Source organism: Streptomyces zhaozhouensis (assembly GCF_900230195.1).
GTDB classification, from domain to species: Bacteria; Actinomycetota; Actinomycetes; order Streptomycetales; family Streptomycetaceae; genus Streptomyces; species Streptomyces zhaozhouensis.
The window spans coordinates 1-18,038 of the sequence record NZ_OCNE01000001.1 but is presented as its reverse complement, the minus strand read 5'-3'; the positions used below and the strand labels follow the sequence as shown (position 1 = coordinate 18,038).

The 18,038-nt window shown below is 72.5% G+C and carries 21 protein-coding genes; 16 read left to right on the top strand and 5 right to left on the bottom strand.

Annotation, left to right across the window (positions count from 1 at the left end; all coding sequences use genetic code 11):
- The 3 genes from CRP51_RS00105 (at position 1) to fabI (ending at position 2,251) form a co-directional block, all read left to right on the top strand.
- Positions 1–429: a VOC family protein gene (locus CRP51_RS00105; protein WP_097228821.1), complete on the top strand. Its 429-nt coding sequence runs from the start codon at positions 1–3 to the stop codon at positions 427–429.
- 318 nt (positions 430–747) lie between these two features.
- Positions 748–1,467 carry a 3-oxoacyl-[acyl-carrier-protein] reductase gene (fabG, locus tag CRP51_RS00100; RefSeq protein WP_097228820.1) on the top strand — a complete coding sequence of 240 codons (720 nt, stop codon included), beginning with the start codon at positions 748–750 and terminating at the stop codon, positions 1,465–1,467.
- Positions 1,468–1,471: 4 nt separating this feature from the next.
- Positions 1,472–2,251 (top strand): enoyl-ACP reductase FabI, encoded by a 780-nt coding sequence (gene fabI / locus CRP51_RS00095; RefSeq protein ID WP_097228819.1) that lies wholly within the window; start codon positions 1,472–1,474, stop codon positions 2,249–2,251.
- Between the two features lie 162 nt (positions 2,252–2,413).
- On the opposite strand, the gene CRP51_RS00090 is transcribed toward fabI, so the two are convergent.
- Positions 2,414–3,097, bottom strand: coding sequence for a FadR/GntR family transcriptional regulator (locus CRP51_RS00090; protein ID WP_097228818.1), 684 nt, complete (start codon positions 3,095–3,097; stop codon positions 2,414–2,416).
- An 81-nt stretch (positions 3,098–3,178) separates the two neighbouring features.
- On the opposite strand from CRP51_RS00090, the gene CRP51_RS00085 reads away from it, so the two are divergent.
- The 4 genes from CRP51_RS00085 to CRP51_RS00070 all read left to right on the top strand — a co-directional run bounded on the left by CRP51_RS00085 (position 3,179) and on the right by CRP51_RS00070 (position 5,595).
- Complete coding sequence (locus CRP51_RS00085) at positions 3,179–4,456, top strand: MFS transporter (RefSeq protein WP_170970380.1); 1,278 nt, start codon at positions 3,179–3,181, stop codon at positions 4,454–4,456.
- Between the two features lie 16 nt (positions 4,457–4,472).
- Positions 4,473–4,589: an SGM_5486 family transporter-associated protein gene (locus CRP51_RS29895; RefSeq protein ID WP_097228816.1), complete on the top strand. Its 117-nt coding sequence runs from the start codon at positions 4,473–4,475 to the stop codon at positions 4,587–4,589.
- Between the two features lie 218 nt (positions 4,590–4,807).
- Complete coding sequence (locus CRP51_RS00075) at positions 4,808–4,993, top strand: hypothetical protein (protein WP_097228815.1); 186 nt, start codon at positions 4,808–4,810, stop codon at positions 4,991–4,993.
- Positions 4,994–5,076: 83 nt separating this feature from the next.
- Positions 5,077–5,595, top strand: a complete 519-nt coding sequence (locus CRP51_RS00070; RefSeq protein WP_097228814.1) for a SixA phosphatase family protein — start codon at positions 5,077–5,079, stop codon at positions 5,593–5,595.
- Between the two features lie 36 nt (positions 5,596–5,631).
- On the opposite strand, the gene serB is transcribed toward CRP51_RS00070, so the two are convergent.
- Positions 5,632–6,858 (bottom strand): phosphoserine phosphatase SerB, encoded by a 1,227-nt coding sequence (gene serB, locus CRP51_RS00065; RefSeq protein ID WP_097228813.1) that lies wholly within the window; start codon positions 6,856–6,858, stop codon positions 5,632–5,634.
- A gap of 254 nt (positions 6,859–7,112) precedes the next feature.
- On the opposite strand from serB, the gene CRP51_RS00060 reads away from it, so the two are divergent.
- The 5 genes from CRP51_RS00060 to CRP51_RS00040 all read left to right on the top strand — a co-directional run bounded on the left by CRP51_RS00060 (position 7,113) and on the right by CRP51_RS00040 (position 12,314).
- Positions 7,113–9,641, top strand: a complete 2,529-nt coding sequence (locus CRP51_RS00060; protein ID WP_097228812.1) for an FHA domain-containing protein — start codon at positions 7,113–7,115, stop codon at positions 9,639–9,641.
- Positions 9,642–9,746: 105 nt separating this feature from the next.
- Positions 9,747–10,898, top strand: coding sequence for a GAF domain-containing sensor histidine kinase (locus tag CRP51_RS00055; RefSeq protein ID WP_097228811.1), 1,152 nt, complete (start codon positions 9,747–9,749; stop codon positions 10,896–10,898).
- Positions 10,891–11,526: a response regulator gene (locus CRP51_RS00050; protein ID WP_097228810.1), complete on the top strand. Its 636-nt coding sequence runs from the start codon at positions 10,891–10,893 to the stop codon at positions 11,524–11,526. Before CRP51_RS00055 ends, CRP51_RS00050 begins: the two co-directional genes overlap by 8 nt.
- Before the next feature lie 148 nt (positions 11,527–11,674).
- Positions 11,675–11,914, top strand: coding sequence for a chaplin (locus tag CRP51_RS00045; RefSeq protein ID WP_097228809.1), 240 nt, complete (start codon positions 11,675–11,677; stop codon positions 11,912–11,914).
- A gap of 160 nt (positions 11,915–12,074) precedes the next feature.
- Positions 12,075–12,314 (top strand): chaplin, encoded by a 240-nt coding sequence (locus CRP51_RS00040; protein WP_097228808.1) that lies wholly within the window; start codon positions 12,075–12,077, stop codon positions 12,312–12,314.
- A 78-nt stretch (positions 12,315–12,392) separates the two neighbouring features.
- On the opposite strand, the gene CRP51_RS00035 is transcribed toward CRP51_RS00040, so the two are convergent.
- Positions 12,393–13,181 carry an Rv1486c family protein gene (locus tag CRP51_RS00035; RefSeq protein ID WP_097228807.1) on the bottom strand — a complete coding sequence of 263 codons (789 nt, stop codon included), beginning with the start codon at positions 13,179–13,181 and terminating at the stop codon, positions 12,393–12,395.
- Positions 13,182–13,313: 132 nt separating this feature from the next.
- Between CRP51_RS00035 and CRP51_RS00030 the strand changes: the two genes are divergently transcribed.
- From CRP51_RS00030 to CRP51_RS00020, 3 genes are all read left to right on the top strand, one after another.
- Positions 13,314–14,105, top strand: coding sequence for an ABC transporter ATP-binding protein (locus tag CRP51_RS00030; RefSeq protein WP_097228806.1), 792 nt, complete (start codon positions 13,314–13,316; stop codon positions 14,103–14,105).
- Positions 14,106–14,172: 67 nt separating this feature from the next.
- Positions 14,173–14,595, top strand: a complete 423-nt coding sequence (locus CRP51_RS00025) for an NfeD family protein (RefSeq protein WP_097228805.1) — start codon at positions 14,173–14,175, stop codon at positions 14,593–14,595.
- Positions 14,596–14,651: 56 nt separating this feature from the next.
- Positions 14,652–15,620 (top strand): SPFH domain-containing protein, encoded by a 969-nt coding sequence (locus CRP51_RS00020; RefSeq protein ID WP_097228804.1) that lies wholly within the window; start codon positions 14,652–14,654, stop codon positions 15,618–15,620.
- 95 nt (positions 15,621–15,715) lie between these two features.
- Here CRP51_RS00020 and CRP51_RS00015 read toward each other — a convergent pair whose 3' ends face one another.
- Both CRP51_RS00015 and CRP51_RS00010 read right to left on the bottom strand, forming a co-directional pair.
- The gene (locus CRP51_RS00015) at positions 15,716–16,240 is read right to left on the bottom strand and encodes an HNH endonuclease (protein WP_097229383.1); all 525 of its coding nucleotides are present in this window, start codon (positions 16,238–16,240) and stop codon (positions 15,716–15,718) included.
- 182 nt (positions 16,241–16,422) lie between these two features.
- Positions 16,423–16,956, bottom strand: a complete 534-nt coding sequence (locus CRP51_RS00010) for a YbhB/YbcL family Raf kinase inhibitor-like protein (protein ID WP_097228803.1) — start codon at positions 16,954–16,956, stop codon at positions 16,423–16,425.
- Between the two features lie 114 nt (positions 16,957–17,070).
- Between CRP51_RS00010 and CRP51_RS00005 the strand changes: the two genes are divergently transcribed.
- Positions 17,071–17,745 (top strand): DNA-3-methyladenine glycosylase, encoded by a 675-nt coding sequence (locus tag CRP51_RS00005; protein WP_097228802.1) that lies wholly within the window; start codon positions 17,071–17,073, stop codon positions 17,743–17,745.
- Positions 17,746–18,038: the final 293 nt, after the last annotated feature.

Genomic DNA, 18,038 nt, shown 5'->3' with positions numbered 1-18,038 from the left:
ATGTCGTCCGATGCCGCTCCCTCGTCCGTCTGGCCGGTTCTGCACTATGACGACACCGTGGAGGCGTTGCGCTTCCTGGTCGAGGTGCTGGGGTTCACGCGGGCGGTCGCCGCGCCGGACGAGCACGGCGGGATCGGGCACGCGGAGTTGCGCTGGCCCGGCGGCGGTGCGCTGGTCTTCGGCTCGACCCGGCACACGGACAGCGTGCACGGGACGATGCGGGCCGGCACCAGCGCGGTCTACGTCGTCAGCGACCGGGACGGGGTGGACGCGGTGCACCGGCGGGTGGTCCGCGCCGGCGGCGTGGTGCTGGAGGCGCCGCACGAGACCCGTTTCGGTTCGGGCGCCGCGGCTTACGTGTGCACGGTGCGGGACCCGGAGGGCAACCTGTGGACCTTCGGCACCTACCGCGGCCCCGCCCCGGCGTAGGGCTTCGCCCCCGGGAGCGGACGGGGGACCGGCCGGCCCGCGCCGGCGGGTGCGCCGCCACCTCGCCGGCGCGGCGCGCCGGTTGGCCACCTCGCCGCCACAAGAGGCGACGACGTCCCGTCGTTCCTGGTCGTTTCCGTTCCCGACCGGTTCGGAGCGTTACGGAACGTCTTTCTTCGGCCGTCCCGCGTGGCGCCTTTCGCACGCTGTGGGAACCCCACAGCCAGCCGTCGCGCTGGCTGTCGCGCCTTGGTTAACGCGTTTACCACCGGAGGGTCTAGCGTTGTGGAAAGCACACGAGACGAAAGAGGTGGTCCCTTGAGCCGCTCGGTACTGGTGACCGGAGGCAACCGCGGGCTCGGCCTTGCCATGGCCCGCGCTCTGGCCGGGGCGGGTGACAAGGTCGCCATCACCTACCGCTCCGGCGAGCCGCCCCAGGAGCTGGTGGAGTTGGGCTGTCTGCCGGTGAAGTGTGACATCACGGAGCCGGAGCAGGTGGAGCAGGCGTTCAAGGAGGTGGAGGACGCGCACGGCCGGGTCGAGGTGCTGGTGGCCAACGCGGGCATCAACCGCGACACGCTGCTGCTGCGGATGTCCGAGGAGGACTTCTCGGCCGTCCTGGAGACCAACCTGATGGGCACCTTCCGCGTCGTCAAGCGGGCCTCCAAGGGGATGCTGCGGGCGCGTACCGGCCGGATCGTGCTGATCTCCTCCGTGGTCGGGCTCGCGGGTTCCGCCGGCCAGGCCAACTACGCCGCGTCGAAGGCCGCGCTCGTCGGTTTCGGGCGTTCGCTCTCCCGCGAGCTGGGCTCGCGCGGCATCACCTGCAACGTGGTGGCGCCCGGCTTCATCGACACCGACATGACCCGGGAGCTGACGGACGAGCAGCGCAAGGTGATCATGGAGAAGATCCCGGCGGCGCGCTACGGCGAGCCGGAGGAGGTCGCCGCGACCGTGCGCTTCCTGGCCTCCGAGGAGGCCGCTTACATCACCGGAGCCGTCATCCCCGTTGACGGCGGATTGGGCATGGGTCACTGACATCATGAGTGGACTTCTCGCCGGCAAGCGCATCCTCGTCACCGGGGTGATCACCGACGCGTCGATCGGTTTCCACGCCGCGCGGCTGGCCCAGGAGGAGGGGGCCGAAGTGGTCCTCACCGGCTTCGGCCGGCTCTCCCTGGTGCAGCGGATCGCCAAGCGGCTGCCCAAGCCCGCCCCGGTCATCGAGCTGGACGTGCAGAACGCGGAGCACCTGGCGACCCTGGCCGACCGGGTCACGGAACACCTCGGCGAGGGCGTGGGGTTGGACGGCGTGGTGCACTCCATCGCGTTCGCCCCCCAGGACGCGCTGGGGGGGAACTTCCTGCACGCGGAGTGGTCGTCGGTGGCCACGGCCGTCGAGGTCTCCGCCTACTCGCTGAAGTCGCTGACCATGGCGGTCCTGCCGCTGCTCGAACAGCGCGGCGGTTCGGTCGTGGGGATGGACTTCGACGCCCAGGTGGCGTGGCCCAAGTACGACTGGATGGGCGTCTCGAAGGCCGCGCTGGAGGCCACCTCTCGCTATCTGGCCCGCGACCTGGGCGACCGGAACATCCGGGTCAACCTGGTCTCGGCCGGCCCGATCAAGTCCATGGCCGCCAAGTCGATCCCGGGCTTCGAGGAGCTGGCCGACGTGTGGAACACCCGCGCGCCCATCGGCTGGGAGCTGACGGACCCGGAGCCGGCGGCCCGTGGCGTGGTGGCGCTGCTGTCGGACTGGTTCCCGAAGACGACCGGCGAGATCGTCCACGTGGACGGCGGCGTCCACATGATGGGTGCCTGACCCACGTCCTCCAAGGGCGCGGGCGTTGCGGACGCACGCCCGCGCCCTTCGGCGTGCGCGGGGGAGCGGGGGCGTGCGCGCCGCATACGCGCGCCGCTGAGAACTCCCGCCCGCCGTCGCGAACTCCCGCCCGCCGTCGTGAACTCCCGCGCGCGGCCGGAATCAGCCGGCCGCGTAGAGCGAACGGCCGCACACCCGCGCGTACGACCCGGCCTCGCTGCCCGCCGTTTCCGGGTCCCCGGAGCGGATCGCGTCCACCAGCCGACCGTGGTCCATGTGCTCGTCGGCCCGCAGCTCGTCGCCCACATCATGGCGCAAAAACGCCCTCACGACGGAGCCCAGATCCGCGTACAGCGCCGTCAACACCTCGTTGTGCGACGCCTGGACGACCGCCATGTGGAAGGTGGCGTCCGCCTCGACGAAGCTCTCCACGTTCCCCGTACCCCAGGCGCTCTCCCGGCGTTCCAGCAGCGTGTCCAACTGCCGCAGCTCGCGCGGCGTCCTGCGGCGCGCGGCCAGCCGGGCCGCCGACGCCTCCAGCGTGCTGCGCACCTCCGCCACGTCACGCGGCTGGGCCTCCGCGAAGCGGCGGTGCATCACCCCCGCCAACTCGCTGGTCGCCGCCACATAGGTGCCCGAGCCCTGCCGGATGTCCAGCAGCCCGTTGTGGGCGAGGGCGCGGATCGCCTCGCGGACCGTGTTCCTCGCCACGCCCAGCCGTTCCACCAGCTCGGGCTCGGTCGGGATCCGGGAGCCGACCGGCCACTCGCCCGAGGTGATCTGGAGGCGCAGTTGGCCGATCACCTGGTCGGCCAGCGCGGCGCGACGCGGTGCGGTCAGTGACATGGCTCTCCCCGTTGCCGATCCCGGTCCCGTGGGGCACTCCCCCCGGAGCCTGATTCATCCCATGATTCTATGATGAGAGTCATGGGGCTTCTGCAGAGAGACCGTACTCCGCCCCGACGTTCCGCCGTCCATGACCGACCACCCGCCGGCCATCCCGACGCACGGATGCGCCGGGGGCGCGTACTGCTGGCACTCGCGCTGGTGTTGACCGCGTTCAACCTGCGCCCCGCGATCTCCGGACTCGGTCCCGTGCTCGCCGAGGTCCGCGACGACCTCGGGATGTCCGCCACCGTCGCCGGACTGCTCACCTCCGTGCCCGCGCTCTGCTTCGCCGTCTTCGGCGTCACCGCGCCCCGGCTCGCCGGCCGCTTCGGCGCGGTCCGGGTGGTGCTCGCCGGGCTGGTCGCCATCAGCGTCGGCCTCGGCGTGCGCGCGGTCGCGGGCGACACCGCGGTCTTCCTGGCCACCAGCACCCTCGCGCTGGCCGGCATCGCCGTCGGCAACGTGCTGATGCCGGTCCTGGTCAGACGCTTCTTCGCCGACCGCGTCGGGCTGCTCACCGGGCTCTACTCGATGGGCATGGCCCTGGGAACCGCCGGCGCCGCCGCCCTGACCATCCCGGTCAGCAGGGCGTTCGGCGGCAACTGGCGGTACGGGCTGGCGGCCTGGGCCGCGCTGGCGGTCCTGGCGCTGCTCTTCTGGCTGCTGGTGCCCGGCCGGTCACGCGGCGGCGCCGAACGCCGCGCCGGCGAAGGCCCCGCGGAACCGGGGCAGCGGCGGCTGCGGCTGACCCGCTCGCCGACCGCCTGGGCGCTCGGCGTCTTCTTCGGACTCCAGGCGACCGCCGCCTACGTCACCATGGGCTGGCTCCCGCAGATCTACCGCGACGCCGGCGTCCCCGCCTCCGAGGCCGGGATGCTGCTGGCCCTCGTGATGGGCCTGGGCGCCCCGCTCAGCTTCCTGATCCCCACCCTCGCCACCCGGATGCGCGGCCAGGGCCCGCTGGTGCTCGCCATCGGGCTGTGCGGCTTCGCCGGCTACCTCGGCCTGTGGCTGGCGCCCGCCGGCGGCGCCTGGGCGTGGGCGGTGCTGCTGGGCATCGCCAACACCGCGTTCACCGTCGCCCTGACCATGATCGGCCTGCGCGCCCGCACCGGCGCCGGCGTCATCCGCCTCTCCGCGTTCGCCCAGAGCGTCGGCTATCTGCTCTCCGTCCCGGGACCGCTGCTGGTCGGCGCGCTCAACGAGGCGACCGGCGGCTGGAGCGCTCCGCTGCTGCTGCTCGGGGCGCTGCTGGCGGCCCAGGTCTGCTGCGGGGTGCTCGCCGGGCGGGACCGCTGCGTGGAGGACGACGGATGAGTGCGAGACTGGTCCCATGCCAGCGCTCGACCCCAACCCCCGCAACGGCCAACGCAACCTGCTGCTGATCCTGGGCGCCATGCTCGGGATCTCGGTGGTCATCGCCGTGATCGCCACCATCGCCTCCCCCTGAACCCGCTCCCGGCACCCCTCCCGGGCCCGGCGGCGCCGCCCCGGGGTGGTGCTGGCCACACCTCCCCCTAGGGGGTTGGGTTCAGGGAGGACTGGGTGGCTCACCGGATGGGCCCGCCCACCCGCCGTCCGTAGATTCGTGGTCAACGGGAGCCCGGACGCCCCACCGAGGGCGCACGGGCCCCGCGCCGACGAGGAAGCGGACGAAAGGGAAGCGCCATGACCGCTCGCGCCCGGTCCACCGAGGGGGAGCTACGCCTGCGTTGGTGGGCGGTCGCCCTGCCGATAGCCTGCTTCGCCGCGCTGCTCACCCTGCTCGCCTCCGCCCAGGAGAGCACGGCCGCCACCGTGGGCACCGACCCGGTCAGCCGGCTCGTCGAGTACGTCCACACCTCCCTGCGCTGACCCCCGCCACCGCCCCGCCTCGCGGCCGGAACGACGCCCAACGGCTCGGGCCCCGCCGCTCGTTTCGTGCGAAGCTGGGGCACATGAGCGTCGAAGTCGTCCGCAGAATCGTCCTTCTCCGACACGCGAAAGCCGACTGGCCCGACGTGGCCGACCACGATCGCCCGCTCGCCGAGCGCGGCCGCCAGGACGCCGCCGTCGCCGGACGCCGGCTCGCCGGCTCCGGCGTCACCCCGGAACTCACCCTCTGCTCCACCGCGGTGCGCGCCCGCGACACCTGGAAGCTCTGCGCCGCCGAGCTCCCGCGCCGCCCCAGGACCACCTACGAGAGCCGCCTCTACGAGGCCACGCCCGGCCAGGTGATCGCCGTGCTCAACGAGGTGGACGACGCGGTCAGGGACCTGCTGGTCGTCGGGCACAACCCCACCCTGCACACGCTGGCCGACCTGCTCGCCGGGACCGCCGAGGGCGACACCCTCGCCCGCGTGCACGCCAGCGGCTTCCCCACCGCCTCCCAGGCGGTGCTGACCCTGGCCGGCGGCTGGAAGTCACTGGAGCCCGGCGCCGCCACGCTCACCGACTTCTGGACCCCCCACGCGTGAGCCGGGCCACCCCCGGCCGGCCGCCGCGCCACCGCCTCACCACCCCTGGGCGTCGGCGGCCTCCACTTCCTCCCGGGTGATCCCCAGCAGGTAGAGCACGGTGTCCAGGAACGGCACCGAGACCGCGGTGTGCGCGGCCTCCCGCACCAGCGGCTTGGCGTTGAACGCCACCCCGAGCCCCGCCGCGTTCAGCATGTCCAGGTCGTTGGCCCCGTCGCCGATCGCCACCGTGCGGGACAGCGGCACCCCCGCCTCGGCGGCGAACCGCCGCAGCAGCCGCGCCTTCCCCGGCCGGTCGACGACCTCGCCGGTGACCCTGCCGGTCAGCTTCCCGTCCACCACCTCAAGGGTGTTGGCCGCCGCGAAGTCCAGCCCGAGCCGTTCCCGCAGCGAGTCCGTCACCTGCGTGAAGCCGCCGGACACCACGCCCACCTGGCAGCCCAGCCGCTTCAGCGTCCGGATCAGCGTCCGCGCGCCGGGGGTCAGCCGCACCTCGGACCTGACCTTGTCCACCACCGACTCGTCAAGACCGGCCAGCAGCGCCACCCGCTGGTGCAGGGACTGCTCGAAGTCCAGCTCCCCGCGCATCGCCGCGGCCGTGACCTCGGCGACCCGCTCCTCGCAGCCGGCGTGCGCCGCGAACAGCTCGATCACCTCGTCCTGGATCAGCGTGGAGTCGACGTCCATCACCACCAGCCGGGGCGCGCGCCGTTGCAGCCCGGAGGAGACCACCGCGATGTCCACGCCACTGGCCGCCGCCTCCCGCGCCAGGGCCGTGCGAAGGACCTCGGTCGGCACGCCGGAGACGTCGAACTCCACGGCCGTCACCGGGTACTTCGCCAGCCGGTAGATCCGGTCGATGTTGCCGCCGGTGGCCGCTATCCGGGCCGCGACCGAGGCCGTGACCTCCGCCGTCAACGGGTTCCCCAGCACCGTCACGTGGCTGCGGCCCGTGCCGCGCGCCGGGTTGTCGCCGGTGCCGGAGATGATCTCCGCCTGGAGCCCGGCGCCCTCGGCCCAGGCGTGCACGGTCGCCCGCAGCTCGCCCTCGCCGCCGCCCCCGGACGCGTCCCCGACCGGGGCGCGGACCAGCGCGCAGAGCGTGATCCTTCCCCGGGTGACGACCTGCTCGATATCGATCACGTCGACCTGGAAACCGGCCAGCGTGCGGAAGAGCCCGGCGGTCAGGCCCGGCCGGTCGCCGCCGAAGATCTTCACCAACAGCGTGGGGGCCATCTCGTCGGCCCAAGTCACGGAGGTCATGATGGGGCCCACGTTAGCCGCTGCCCGACCGGCCGGCGCCCCGGGTGTCCGGCAGCCGGACACCCCCGACCGGCCGCCGGTCACCGCACCGACGCCGATGTCACGGGCGTGTTCACGCTTGGCGACAGCGTGGCCACTTTCGGGGGGCGACTTCCTGTTTTCGCCCCGAGCCTGGAATAGTGCCCCAACGATGTTCAACCATCCCTAGACTTCCGGTCGGAGGTCACTCGGGGGACGACTTTGTGGGGCATGGAGTGCCAGAACTCGTACTGGAACTGAACGGTCAGAGCTGGACCTTGGACCCTACGCGGTCCTACAGCCTCGGGAGAGACCCGCAGGGGGACTTCGTCCTCCAGGACTCCCGGGTCTCGTGGCGCCACGCGACCGTGCGGTGGGGCGGGCAGAGCTGGATCGTCGAGGACCACGGCAGCACCAACGGGACGTACGCCCAGGGGCAGCGGGTCCAGCAGCAGCAGCTGGGGCCCGGCGCGGTGATACACCTGGGCAACGCCACCGACGGCCCCCGGCTCTCGTTCACCGCGGGCGCCGAGCCTTACCAGTCGCAGCAGACGGCGGCGATGCCCTACCAGTCGGGACAGGGCGCGGCTTACCAGTCCCAGCAGGCTCCCGCTACGCCTTACCAGTCCCAGCAGGCCCCCGCCACGCCCTACCAGGCCCCCGGGATGCCGGCCGCGCCGCCCTACCAGCAGCCGGGCGGCCCGCCGCCGCAGCAGCCCGCCGCCGCTCCCGCGCCCGGCGACGGCCAGCCCAACCACGGCGCGACCAGCCTTCACCAGTTCGCGGTCGGCCAGGTCACCCGCATCGGCCGTGCCCTGGAGAACGAACTCGTCGTTCCCGACCTCCAGGTCTCCCGGCTGCACGCCGAGTTCCTCGCCCACAGCGACGGCCGGTTCGAGATCCACGACATGGGCAGCCACAACGGCACCTATGTCAACGGCCAGCAGTTGCCGAAGAACGGCCGCGCCAACCTCGGCCCCAACGACACCGTCGGCATCGGCCACTCCACGTTCCGCCTGGTCGGCAACCAGCTCCAGGAGTTCGTCGACACCGGTGAGGTCTCCTTCTCGGCCCGCCACCTGACCGTCCAGGTCAACAACGGCCAGACCACGATCCTCAACGACGTCTCCTTCGGCGTCCCCGAGAAGTCGCTGATCGGCGTCATCGGCCCCTCGGGCTCCGGCAAGTCGACGCTGCTGCGCGCCCTCACCGGCTACCGCCCCGCCACCTACGGCGAGGTGCTGTACGACCACCGGAACCTCTACACCCACTTCGCCGAGCTGCGGCACCGCATCGGCCTGGTCCCGCAGGACGACATCCTGCACACCGCCCTGCCCATCCGGCAGGCGCTGCGGCTGGCCGCCCAGCTGCGGTTCCCCGGGGACGTCGCGGTCGCCGAGCGCAACAACCGGGTGGAGGAGGTGCTGGCCGAGCTGAAGCTGCTGCCGCACGCCGACAAGCGGATCTCCTCCCTCTCCGGCGGCCAGCGCAAGCGCGTCTCCGTCGCGCTGGAGCTGCTCACCAAGCCGTCGCTGATCTTCCTGGACGAGCCCACCTCGGGCCTCGACCCGGGCATGGACCGCGACGTGATGCAGCTGCTGCGCGGGCTGGCCGACGACGGCCGCACCGTGCTGGTCGTCACCCACTCCGTGGCCGAACTCGGCCTGTGCGACCGGGTGCTGGTCATGGCCCCCGGCGGCGGCGTGGCCTACTTCGGCCCGCCGGACGAGGCGCTGAACTTCTTCGGCTACGACAACTGGGCCGACGTCTTCTCCGCGTTCGAGAACTACCGCGACTACGACTGGATGGGCCGCTGGCGCGGCTCGCAGCACTACCAGATGTACGCCGCCGACCTGGACGCCGTGCAGCCGCAGGCCGCCCCGTACCAGCCGATGGGGATGATCCAGCAGAAGGCGCAGACCTGGGGCTCCCAGGTGCTGACCCTGATGCGCCGCTACGCCGCCGTCATCCTCGCGGACAAGGGCTTCCTCGGTCTGACCGTCGCCCTGCCCATCATCCTCGGCCTGGTCAGCCTGGCCATCCCCGCCGACTCCGGCCTCGGCTACGGCCCACCGGAGAGCGGGCTGCGCAACGGTGACGCCAGCATCGTGCTGCTGGTCCTCGTCGTCGGCATGTGCTTCTCCGGCGCGGCCAACGCGGTGCGCGAGCTGATCAAGGAACGCGTCATCTACGAACGAGAACGGGCCGTCGGCCTCTCCCGTTCCGCCTACCTGATGTCCAAGGTCTTCGTGCTGGGCATCGTCACCGTGCTCCAGGGCGCCATCCTGTGCGTCATCGGCCTCGCGCCGCGCGAGATGCCCCCGGAGGGTGTCCTCTTCACCAGCTCGCCCGCGGTCGAGATGAGCCTGGTGATCATGATCCTCGGCTGCACCTCGATGATGATCGGCCTGGTCATCTCCGCGCTGGTGCGCACCTCCGAGATGACCATGCCGCTGCTGGTGATGATCTCCGTCGTCCAGCTCGTCTTCACCGGCGCGCTCTTCCAGGTCCACGGCACCCTCGGCGTCGAGCAGCTGGCCTGGCTGATGCCGTCCCGCTGGGCGCTGGCCGGCACCGGCACCACCGTCGACCTCAACACCCTGACGGCCTCGCCCACCGAGGACCCCGACCCGGACCCGCTGTGGAAGCACGAGGCCGGCTTCTGGCTGCTGGACGTCTCCGCCCTGCTGGTGCTCGCCGTGATCTGCGGGTTCCTGGTGATGAAGTTCCTGCGCCGCCACGAGCCCGAGGTCATGCGCGCCTGACCCGGAGCCGGGCCGCCTCGGTCCCGCGACCTAGGCCCCGCGCCGCACGCCACGACCCGCCGCCGCCCGATACGACCCGGGAGGCGGCGGGTTAACGTTTCGCCCATGGGCCCACCCACCGGTCTGGCCGCGGTAAGCGCCGCGCTGCTGGCCATGAACCGCACGCTCCAGGTGCACGACGTGCTCCAGACCATCGTGCGCTCCGCCCGCGAGCTGCTGGACGCCCGCTACGCCGCGCTCGGCGTCCCCGACGGCAACGGCGGCTTCGCCCAGTTCCTCGTCGACGGCGTCACCGACCGGCAGTGGAAGGCCATCGGCCCGCTGCCCCGCCAGCACGGCATCCTCGCCGCCATGCTCAACACGGCCGCCCCCGTCCGGCTGCCCGACGTCCGCCTCGACCCGCGCTTCGAGGGCTGGCCCTCCGCCCACCCCGAGATGACCGACTTCCTCGGGATGCCGATCGCCGACGGCGAGGAGGTGCTCGGGGCCATATTCCTCGCCAACAAGCGCTGCCCGCGGAACGCGCCGACGCCCCCCGACGGCTGCGGCTTCACCGGCGAGGACGAGGAGCTGCTCCACCTCCTCGCCGAACACGCCGCCATCGCCCTGACCAACGCCCGCCTCTACGAGCGCAGCCGCGAGCTGACCATCGCCGACGAACGCGCCCGCCTCGCCCACGAGCTGCACGACGCCGTCTCCCAGAAGCTCTTCTCCCTGCGGCTCACCGCCCAGGCCGCCACCACCCTCCTGGACCGCGACGTCGAACGCGCCAGGGGCGAGCTGCGCCAGGTCGCCGCCCTCGCCGCCGAGGCCGCCGAGGAACTGCGCGCCGCCGTCGTCGAGCTGCGCCCCGCCGCCCTCGACGAGGACGGCCTCGCCGCCACCCTGCGCGCCCAGGTCCAGGTCCTGGACCGCGCCCACCCCGCCCGGGTCGGCTGCGACTGCCGCGACATCCGCGCCCTGCCGCCCGCCCACGAGGCCGCCCTGCTCCGCGTCGCCCAGGAGGCCCTGCACAACGCCCTGCGGCACGCCGCGCCCGCCACCGTCGACGTGCTGCTGTGCCGCGCGGACGGCGCCACCCTGCTGCGGGTCAGCGACGACGGCGCGGGCTTCGACCCCGACGCCGTCCGCACCGCGGGACGCCACCTCGGCCTGGTCTCCATGCGCGACCGGGCCTCCGCCGTGGGCGGCACGCTCACCGTGCGCTCCGCGCCGGGCGAGGGAACCGTGATCGAGATGGAGGTGCCCGGTGGCTGACGCCATTCGCGTGCTGATCGTGGACGACCACCAGGTGGTGCGGCGCGGGCTGCGCACCTTCCTGGAGGTGCAGGACGACATCGAGGTGGTCGGCGAGGCCGCCGACGGCGCCGCGGGCGTCGCCGCCGCCGCCGAGCTGCGCCCCGACGTGATCCTGATGGACGTCAAGATGCCGGGGACCGACGGCGTCGAGGCCCTCGGCCGGCTGCGCGAGCGGGGCAGCGACGCCCGGGTGCTGGTCGTCACCAGCTTCACGGAACGCCGCACCGTCGTCCCCGCGTTGCGCGCCGGCGCCGCGGGCTATGTGCACAAGGACATCGACCCGGACGCGCTGGCCGGCGCCATCCGCTCCGTGCACGCCGGCCACGTGCTGCTCCAGCCCGAGGTGGCCGGCGCGCTGCTGTCGGGGGAGGGCGGGGGAGGCGGCCGCGCCGGCGCGCTGACGGACCGGGAACGCGAGGTGCTGGCCCTGATCGCCAGGGGCCGCGCCAACCGGGAGATCGCCCGCGCCCTGGTGCTCTCGGAGAAGACGGTGAAGACCCATGTCTCCAACATCCTGATGAAGCTGGACCTCGCCGACCGCACCCAGGCCGCCCTGTGGGCCGTGCGCCACGGCATGGCCGACTGACGTCCACCCGGTCAACTCCGCTCGTCATACCATCGGGTGACCTAGTGATCGTGCGCGTGTCCCCGTCGCCGGACGGCCGTTCTTGAGGGAGGAGTCGGGGCAACCCCGCCCCGGACGAGAACCCGAGAACCCAGCCAAAGGACTCGACGTGAACCACTTCAAGAAGGCCGGCGCCGTCGCCCTCATCGTCGGCGGCATCGCCGCCACCGGCGCCGGAGTGGCCGCCGCCGACAGCAACGCGGTCGGCGGCGCCGCCGGCTCGCCCGGCGTCGCCTCCGGCAACAGCGTGCAGATCCCGGTCGACGTGCCGCTCAACGTGAGCGGGAACACCGTCAACGTGGTCGGCCTGCTCAACCCGGCCTTCGGCAACACCGCCGTCAACCACTGACCCGGGCGAGCGGGCACCGTCAGCCCGCGCCCCCCGCGTTGATCCGAACGGAGGTAACGGGCCGCCCGCCCGTGCCGCACGTCAGATCGACGCGTTGTGCACCACGCGACCCCCGCAGCGGGGTCGCGGCACACGCATTCGTCCAGGAGGAACGCATCTCATGAACAACGCGAAGAAGGCCGCCCTGGTCCTCGCCGCCACCGGCGCCGCCCTGGGCGCCGCCGCGGGTACCGCCGCCGCCGACTCCGGCGCCATCGGCGGCGCCGCCGGCTCGCCCGGCGTCATCTCGGGCAACAACGTCCAGGTCCCGGTCGACGTGCCGGTCAACGTCAGCGGCAACTCGGTCAACGTGATCGGCGTGCTCAACCCGACCTTCGGCAACACGGCCGTCAACAGCTGACGCCACCAGGGTCACCCGCGGCCCCCGGACGCCGGCCAGGCTCCGGGGGCCGCTCCCTTCCCCGACCACCGCACCCGACTACCCCCGCTGCCGCTCCCGTTCCTCCGCGTACGCGTTGTACGCCGCCACCCGCGCCCGCCGCGCCGCGCGCTCCACCGGCCGCAGCAGCGCCTCCCGGCGGGCCAGCTCCCCGGCGCTCACCGCGCCGCCGCCCTCGTCCCCCCGCGCGATCTCCACCAGCGCCCCCACCCGGGACGCCAGCTCCAACACCCGCACCGCGCGCGGCGGGTACCCCGGCGCCAGCAACTGCCGCCCCCGCTCCATCCGCGCCCGGTACGCCGCCAGCGAGGCGTCCGCCACCGGCCCGGAACCCGCCACGTCCAACGCCGTCAGCGCCGCCGTCGCGTCCCGCATCACCTCGGCCAGCTCACGCTCCGCCTCGCCCAGCGACGGCACGTCGGCCGGCGGCGCCGGCCGCACCGGCGACACCCGCCACAGCACCTCGCACCAGGTGTCGTCCTCCGGCCCGCGCTCGACCACCTCGGGCACCAGACCCAGCGCCGCCCCCGAGACCAACACGGCCTCACCCGCGTCCAGCGCCGCCTCGTTGAACTCCGGCGGCCCGCTCAGCCCCAGCGGATGCCCCGGCGCCGGCAGCGCGATCCGCAGCCCCACCGCTCCCAGCGCGCGCAGGCGGCCCCACGCCAACGTCAGCCCCACCTGCCCCGACTCGCCCGGCAGCCCCGCCACACGGTGCGCCGCGTCCTCCCCGACCGCACCGGCGGCCGCGTCGTCCGGCGACACCAGACCGGCCAGCAACGCGTTGCCCCAGGCGGCCAGCCGCCCCACACGAGGTTCCTCCCACATGCCCTCTACCTTAGGGAGTGACGCGGAACAAGCCGCCTGGCGCCCGGCGACGGTGAGAGGTGGCGTAGGTTTTGTCCTGGGGAAGTGCCCACAGGCACCGAAACGGCGATGGCAAGGGGAGAAACCGCGCGCATGAGCGATGTACTGGAGCTGGTGGACGTATCCGTGGTCCGCGATGGCCGCGCTCTGGTGGACAAGGTCTCCTGGTCGATCGCCGAGGGCGAGCGCTGGGTGATCCTTGGCCCCAACGGAGCGGGCAAGACCACCCTGTTGAACGTCGCCTCCAGCTATCTGTTCCCCACCAGCGGCACGGCCCAGATCCTCGGCGAGAAGATGGGCGGCGTCGACGTCTTCGAGCTGCGCCCCCGCATCGGCATGGCCAGCAGCGCCCTCGCCGACAAGCTCTCCCGCCGCCAGACCGTGCTCCAGACCGTGCTCACCGCCGCCTACGGCATGACCGCCGGCTGGCAGGAGAGCTACGAGGCCGTCGACGAGCAGCGCGCCCGCGCGTTCCTCGACCGCCTCGGGATGAACGACCTCCTCGACCGACGCTTCGGCACCCTCTCCGAGGGCGAGCGCAAGCGCACCCAGATCGCCCGCGCCCTGATGACCGATCCCGAGCTGCTGCTGCTGGACGAGCCGGCCGCCGGGCTCGACCTCGGCGGGCGCGAGGACCTGGTGCGCCGCCTCGGCCGCCTCGCCCGCGACCCGTACGCCCCCGCCATGGTCATGGTCACCCACCACGTCGAGGAGATTCCACCGGGCTTCACCCATGTGCTGCTCATCCAGGGCGGCTCGGTGCTCGCCGCCGGCCCCCTGGAGGCCACGCTCACCTCGGCCCAGCTCTCCCGCTGCTTCGGCCTGCCGCTGGTGGTCGAGCGCCAGGGCGACCGGTGGACCGCCAGGGGGCTCCCCCTCGGCTGAACTCCGCGCCCCGGCTGACCGGTTGACGCCCTGTTCCTCGGCGTGTCCGGGGCACTACGATGGGCGCGTGGACTTCTGGGTGTGGTGGCTGATAGCCGCCGGAGGATTCGGCATCGCACTGGTGCTCACCACCATGCCGGAGCTGGGGATGCTCGGCGCCGGCGCCGTGGCGGCCGCGGTCACCGCCTCGCTCACGGACAACCTGGTCCTCCAGGTCGTGGTGTTCGCCGTGGTCTCCACGGCGCTGATCGCCGTCGTGCGCCCGATCGCCCGCCGTTCCCGCAACGGCCCACCCGAGCTGCGCAGCGGCGTCGACGCCCTGAAGGGACGGTCCGCCCTCGTGCTGGAGCGCGTCGACGCCAACAACGGCCGGATCAAGCTCGCCGGCGAGGAGTGGTCGGCCCGGTCCCTGGGCGACGACGACGCCTTCGAGCCCGGCACCCAGGTCAGCGTCGTCGAGATCGACGGCGCCACCGCCATCGTGATGTGATGGTCGCCGCGACACCCCAACCGTCCCAACTCAACTAGCAGCAAGGGGAGTACACGATGGACGCCATCATCATCGTGCTGATCATCCTGGTGGTGCTGGTCGTCATCGCGCTCGTCCAAACGATCCAGGTGATCCAGCAGGCCAGCGCGGCCATCGTGGAGCGCTTCGGCCGCTACACCCGCACCCTGAACGCCGGCCTCAACATCGTCGTTCCCTTCATCGACCGCATCCGCAACCGGATCGACCTGCGGGAACAGGTCGTTCCCTTCCCGCCGCAGCCGGTGATCACCCAGGACAACCTGGTGGTCAACATCGACACCGTCATCTACTACCAGGTGACGGACGCGCGGGCGGCGACCTACGAGGTCTCCAACTACATCCAGGCCATCGAGCAGCTGACCGTCACCACCCTGCGGAACATCATCGGCGGCATGGACCTGGAGCGCACCCTGACCTCCCGCGAGGAGATCAACGCGGCACTGCGCGGCGTCCTCGACGAGGCGACCGGCAAGTGGGGCATCCGCGTCAACCGCGTCGAGCTGAAGGCGATCGAGCCGCCGACCTCCATCCAGGACTCGATGGAGAAGCAGATGCGCGCCGACCGTGACAAGCGCGCGGCGATCCTCCAGGCCGAGGGTGTGCGGCAGTCCGAGATCCTCCAGGCCGAGGGCGCCAAGCAGTCCGAGATCCTGCGCGCCGAGGGTGACGCCCGCGCCGCCGCCCTCCGTTCCGAGGGTGAGGCCCAGGCGATCCGCACCGTCTTCGAGGCGATCCACGCGGGCGACGCGGACCAGAAGCTGCTCTCCTACCAGTACGTGCAGATGCTGCCGAAGATCGCCGAGGGCGACTCCAACAAGCTCTGGATCGTGCCCAGCGAGATCGGCGACGCGCTCAAGGGCCTGGGCGGCAACCTCAACCGCCTCACCGGCGCCGGGGACAACGACAACGGCGGCGGTGGCAACGGCGGGGGCCAGCCGGCCCTCGACAAGCCCCCGGCCCCCCGGGAGCGCCCCCGCATCGAGTGAGCCCGCGGCGCTCACCCACGACGGCGACGCGACGGTGCCGCCCGGGAGTCGATCTCCGCGGGCGGCACCGTCGCGTCGCCGTCGGGCGCGGAAGGTCAGGCGGCGCCGGCCATCCCGGTCCGCGCCGCCAGCCACTCCGGCAGCGCGGCGGACGCGCCCCCCGCTCCCAGCGCCAGCACCAGGGCGTCCGCCGGAGTCGGCTGGAACGGCTCGACCAGCAGCCGCATCCCGGCCTCGGCCGGCGTCCGGTTCGCCTTGCGGCGGTTGTCGTCCGCGCAGGCGGCGACCGTGTTCAACCAGGTGTCCCCACCCCCGCGCGAACGCGGCACCAGGTGGTCCACCGTGCTCGCCCGCCGACCGCAGTAGGCACAGCGGTGCCTGTCCCTGACCAGCACCCCCCGGCGTGACCAGGGCGCCTGTTGTCGAAAGGGAACCTTCACAAATCGCCGCAACCTGATCACCTGGGGAACCGGGAGGTCGAGGGCCGCCGCCCGGAAGTGCACACCCGGCACCGCGTGCTCCAGGTCCGCCTTGCGCTGCAACACCAGCACCACGGCCCGACGCGGCGAAACCGTCGACAGCGGCTCGTAGCTCGCGTTCAACACCAGGGTTCCCGACACCCCGACCACCTCCCCGTCTCCCGCACCGCCACCCCCGGCGGTCCGGCACCCACTGTGCCGCCACCACCACGGTCGGACAACGCAATTTCCCCCGCCTCCACGGCACGGGAACGGGAGATGAACGACGGACGGGCCCCCGCCGGGGACCCGTCCGTCGCTCCTCGGGTACGCGGGGCACCGCCTCAGGCGGGCACCTCGTACTCGGCGATCAGCCGCGCCCGCCCGATCGCGTGGAAGCGCAGCATGAACCCGACCTGGGCGGGCGTCGCGTTCTCGTCCGGGCCCAGCTTCTCCTGGTCCACGGCGTAGACGGTGAAGACGTAGCGGTGGGGCCCGTCACCGGGCGGCGGCGCGGCCCCGCCGAAGTCCCGCGTCCCGTAGTCGTTGCGCGCCTGCACCGCCCCGTCCGGCAACCCGGCGCCGCCCGCGGCCCCGGCCCCCGCCGGCAGCTCGGTCACCGAGGCGGGCAGGTCGAACAGCACCCAGTGCCAGAACCCGCTCCCGGTCGGCGCGTCCGGGTCGTAGCAGGTGACGGCGTAGCTCCGGGTGCCCTCGGGAGCCCCGGACCAGCTGAGCTGAGGCGAGGTGTTGCCCCCGGCGTGCACCTGCGCGTCGGGCAGGGTCGCCCCCTCGTCGAACCCCTCGCTGGTCACCTCGAACGCGGCCACCGGCGGGTGGAAGTCGTGGGGCAGGGGACGACGGCGCAACTCGGACATAGAGCGGAAACCTCCTCGTCGAACGGTTTGCTGGCCCCGTTAGCCTAGTCAGCGGACCACCCAGGAGACCCGAAGAGCCGCGGGAAGACCCGAGGAAGACGCAGGAAGATCCACGTGCCGACGAAGCCCAGCCCCGAGCAGCCGCTGCCCCGCGACTTCTTCGACCGACCGGTGCTCGACGTCGCGCCCGAGCTGCTCGGCCGCACCCTGGTCCGTACCTCCGAGGAGGGGACGATCACCGTCCGGATCACCGAGGTCGAGGCCTACGCGGGCGAGATCGACCCCGGCTCCCACGCCTACCGCGGTCGCACCGAGCGCAACGCCTCGATGTACGGGCCGCCTGGCCACGCCTACGTCTACTTCACCTACGGCATGTGGCACTGCCTCAACCTGGTCTGCGGACCCGAGGGCCACGCGAGCGGTGTGCTGCTCCGCGCCGGCGAGATCCTCACCGGGACCGAACTGGCCCGCGCACGCCGGCCGAAGGCGCGCAAGGACCACGAGCTGGCCAAGGGGCCGGCCCGCCTGGCCACCGCGCTCGACGTGGACCGCGCACTGAACGGCACGGATGTCTGCGGGGCGGACCCCGCCGCCCCACTCCGCGTCCGGCAGGGCACGCCCGCCGTCAGCCGACTGGTCAACAGCGGCCCACGCACCGGGATATCGGGCCCCGGCGCGGTGCACCCGTGGCGCTACTGGATCGCGGACGACCCCACCGTCAGCCCCTACCGGGCCCACCAACCCCGGCGACGAGCTGCGCGGCTTGACGCCGGGGCAACAGGGTCGTAATGTAGATCGAGTCGCCTGAAGCAGACGCTCCTGGAAGACGGTCGTCAGACCCTTCGGAGCAGCTTGGGCGACAACCCACTACAAAGCAGCGGACTCTCCCTCCGGGGCCTTTTTCGGCTTGCCGAAAACAACCAGGAGGAACCCGATTTGGAATTCGGGCGGGGTTGGTTCTAAAGTAGTGGACACAGCGAAGGGAAGCGCCCGGAGGGCCCTGAGAGGGGTTTGAAGGAAGCGTCCGTTCCTTGAGAACTCAACAGCGTGCCAAAAGTCAATGCCAGATTTTTGAGTTATTT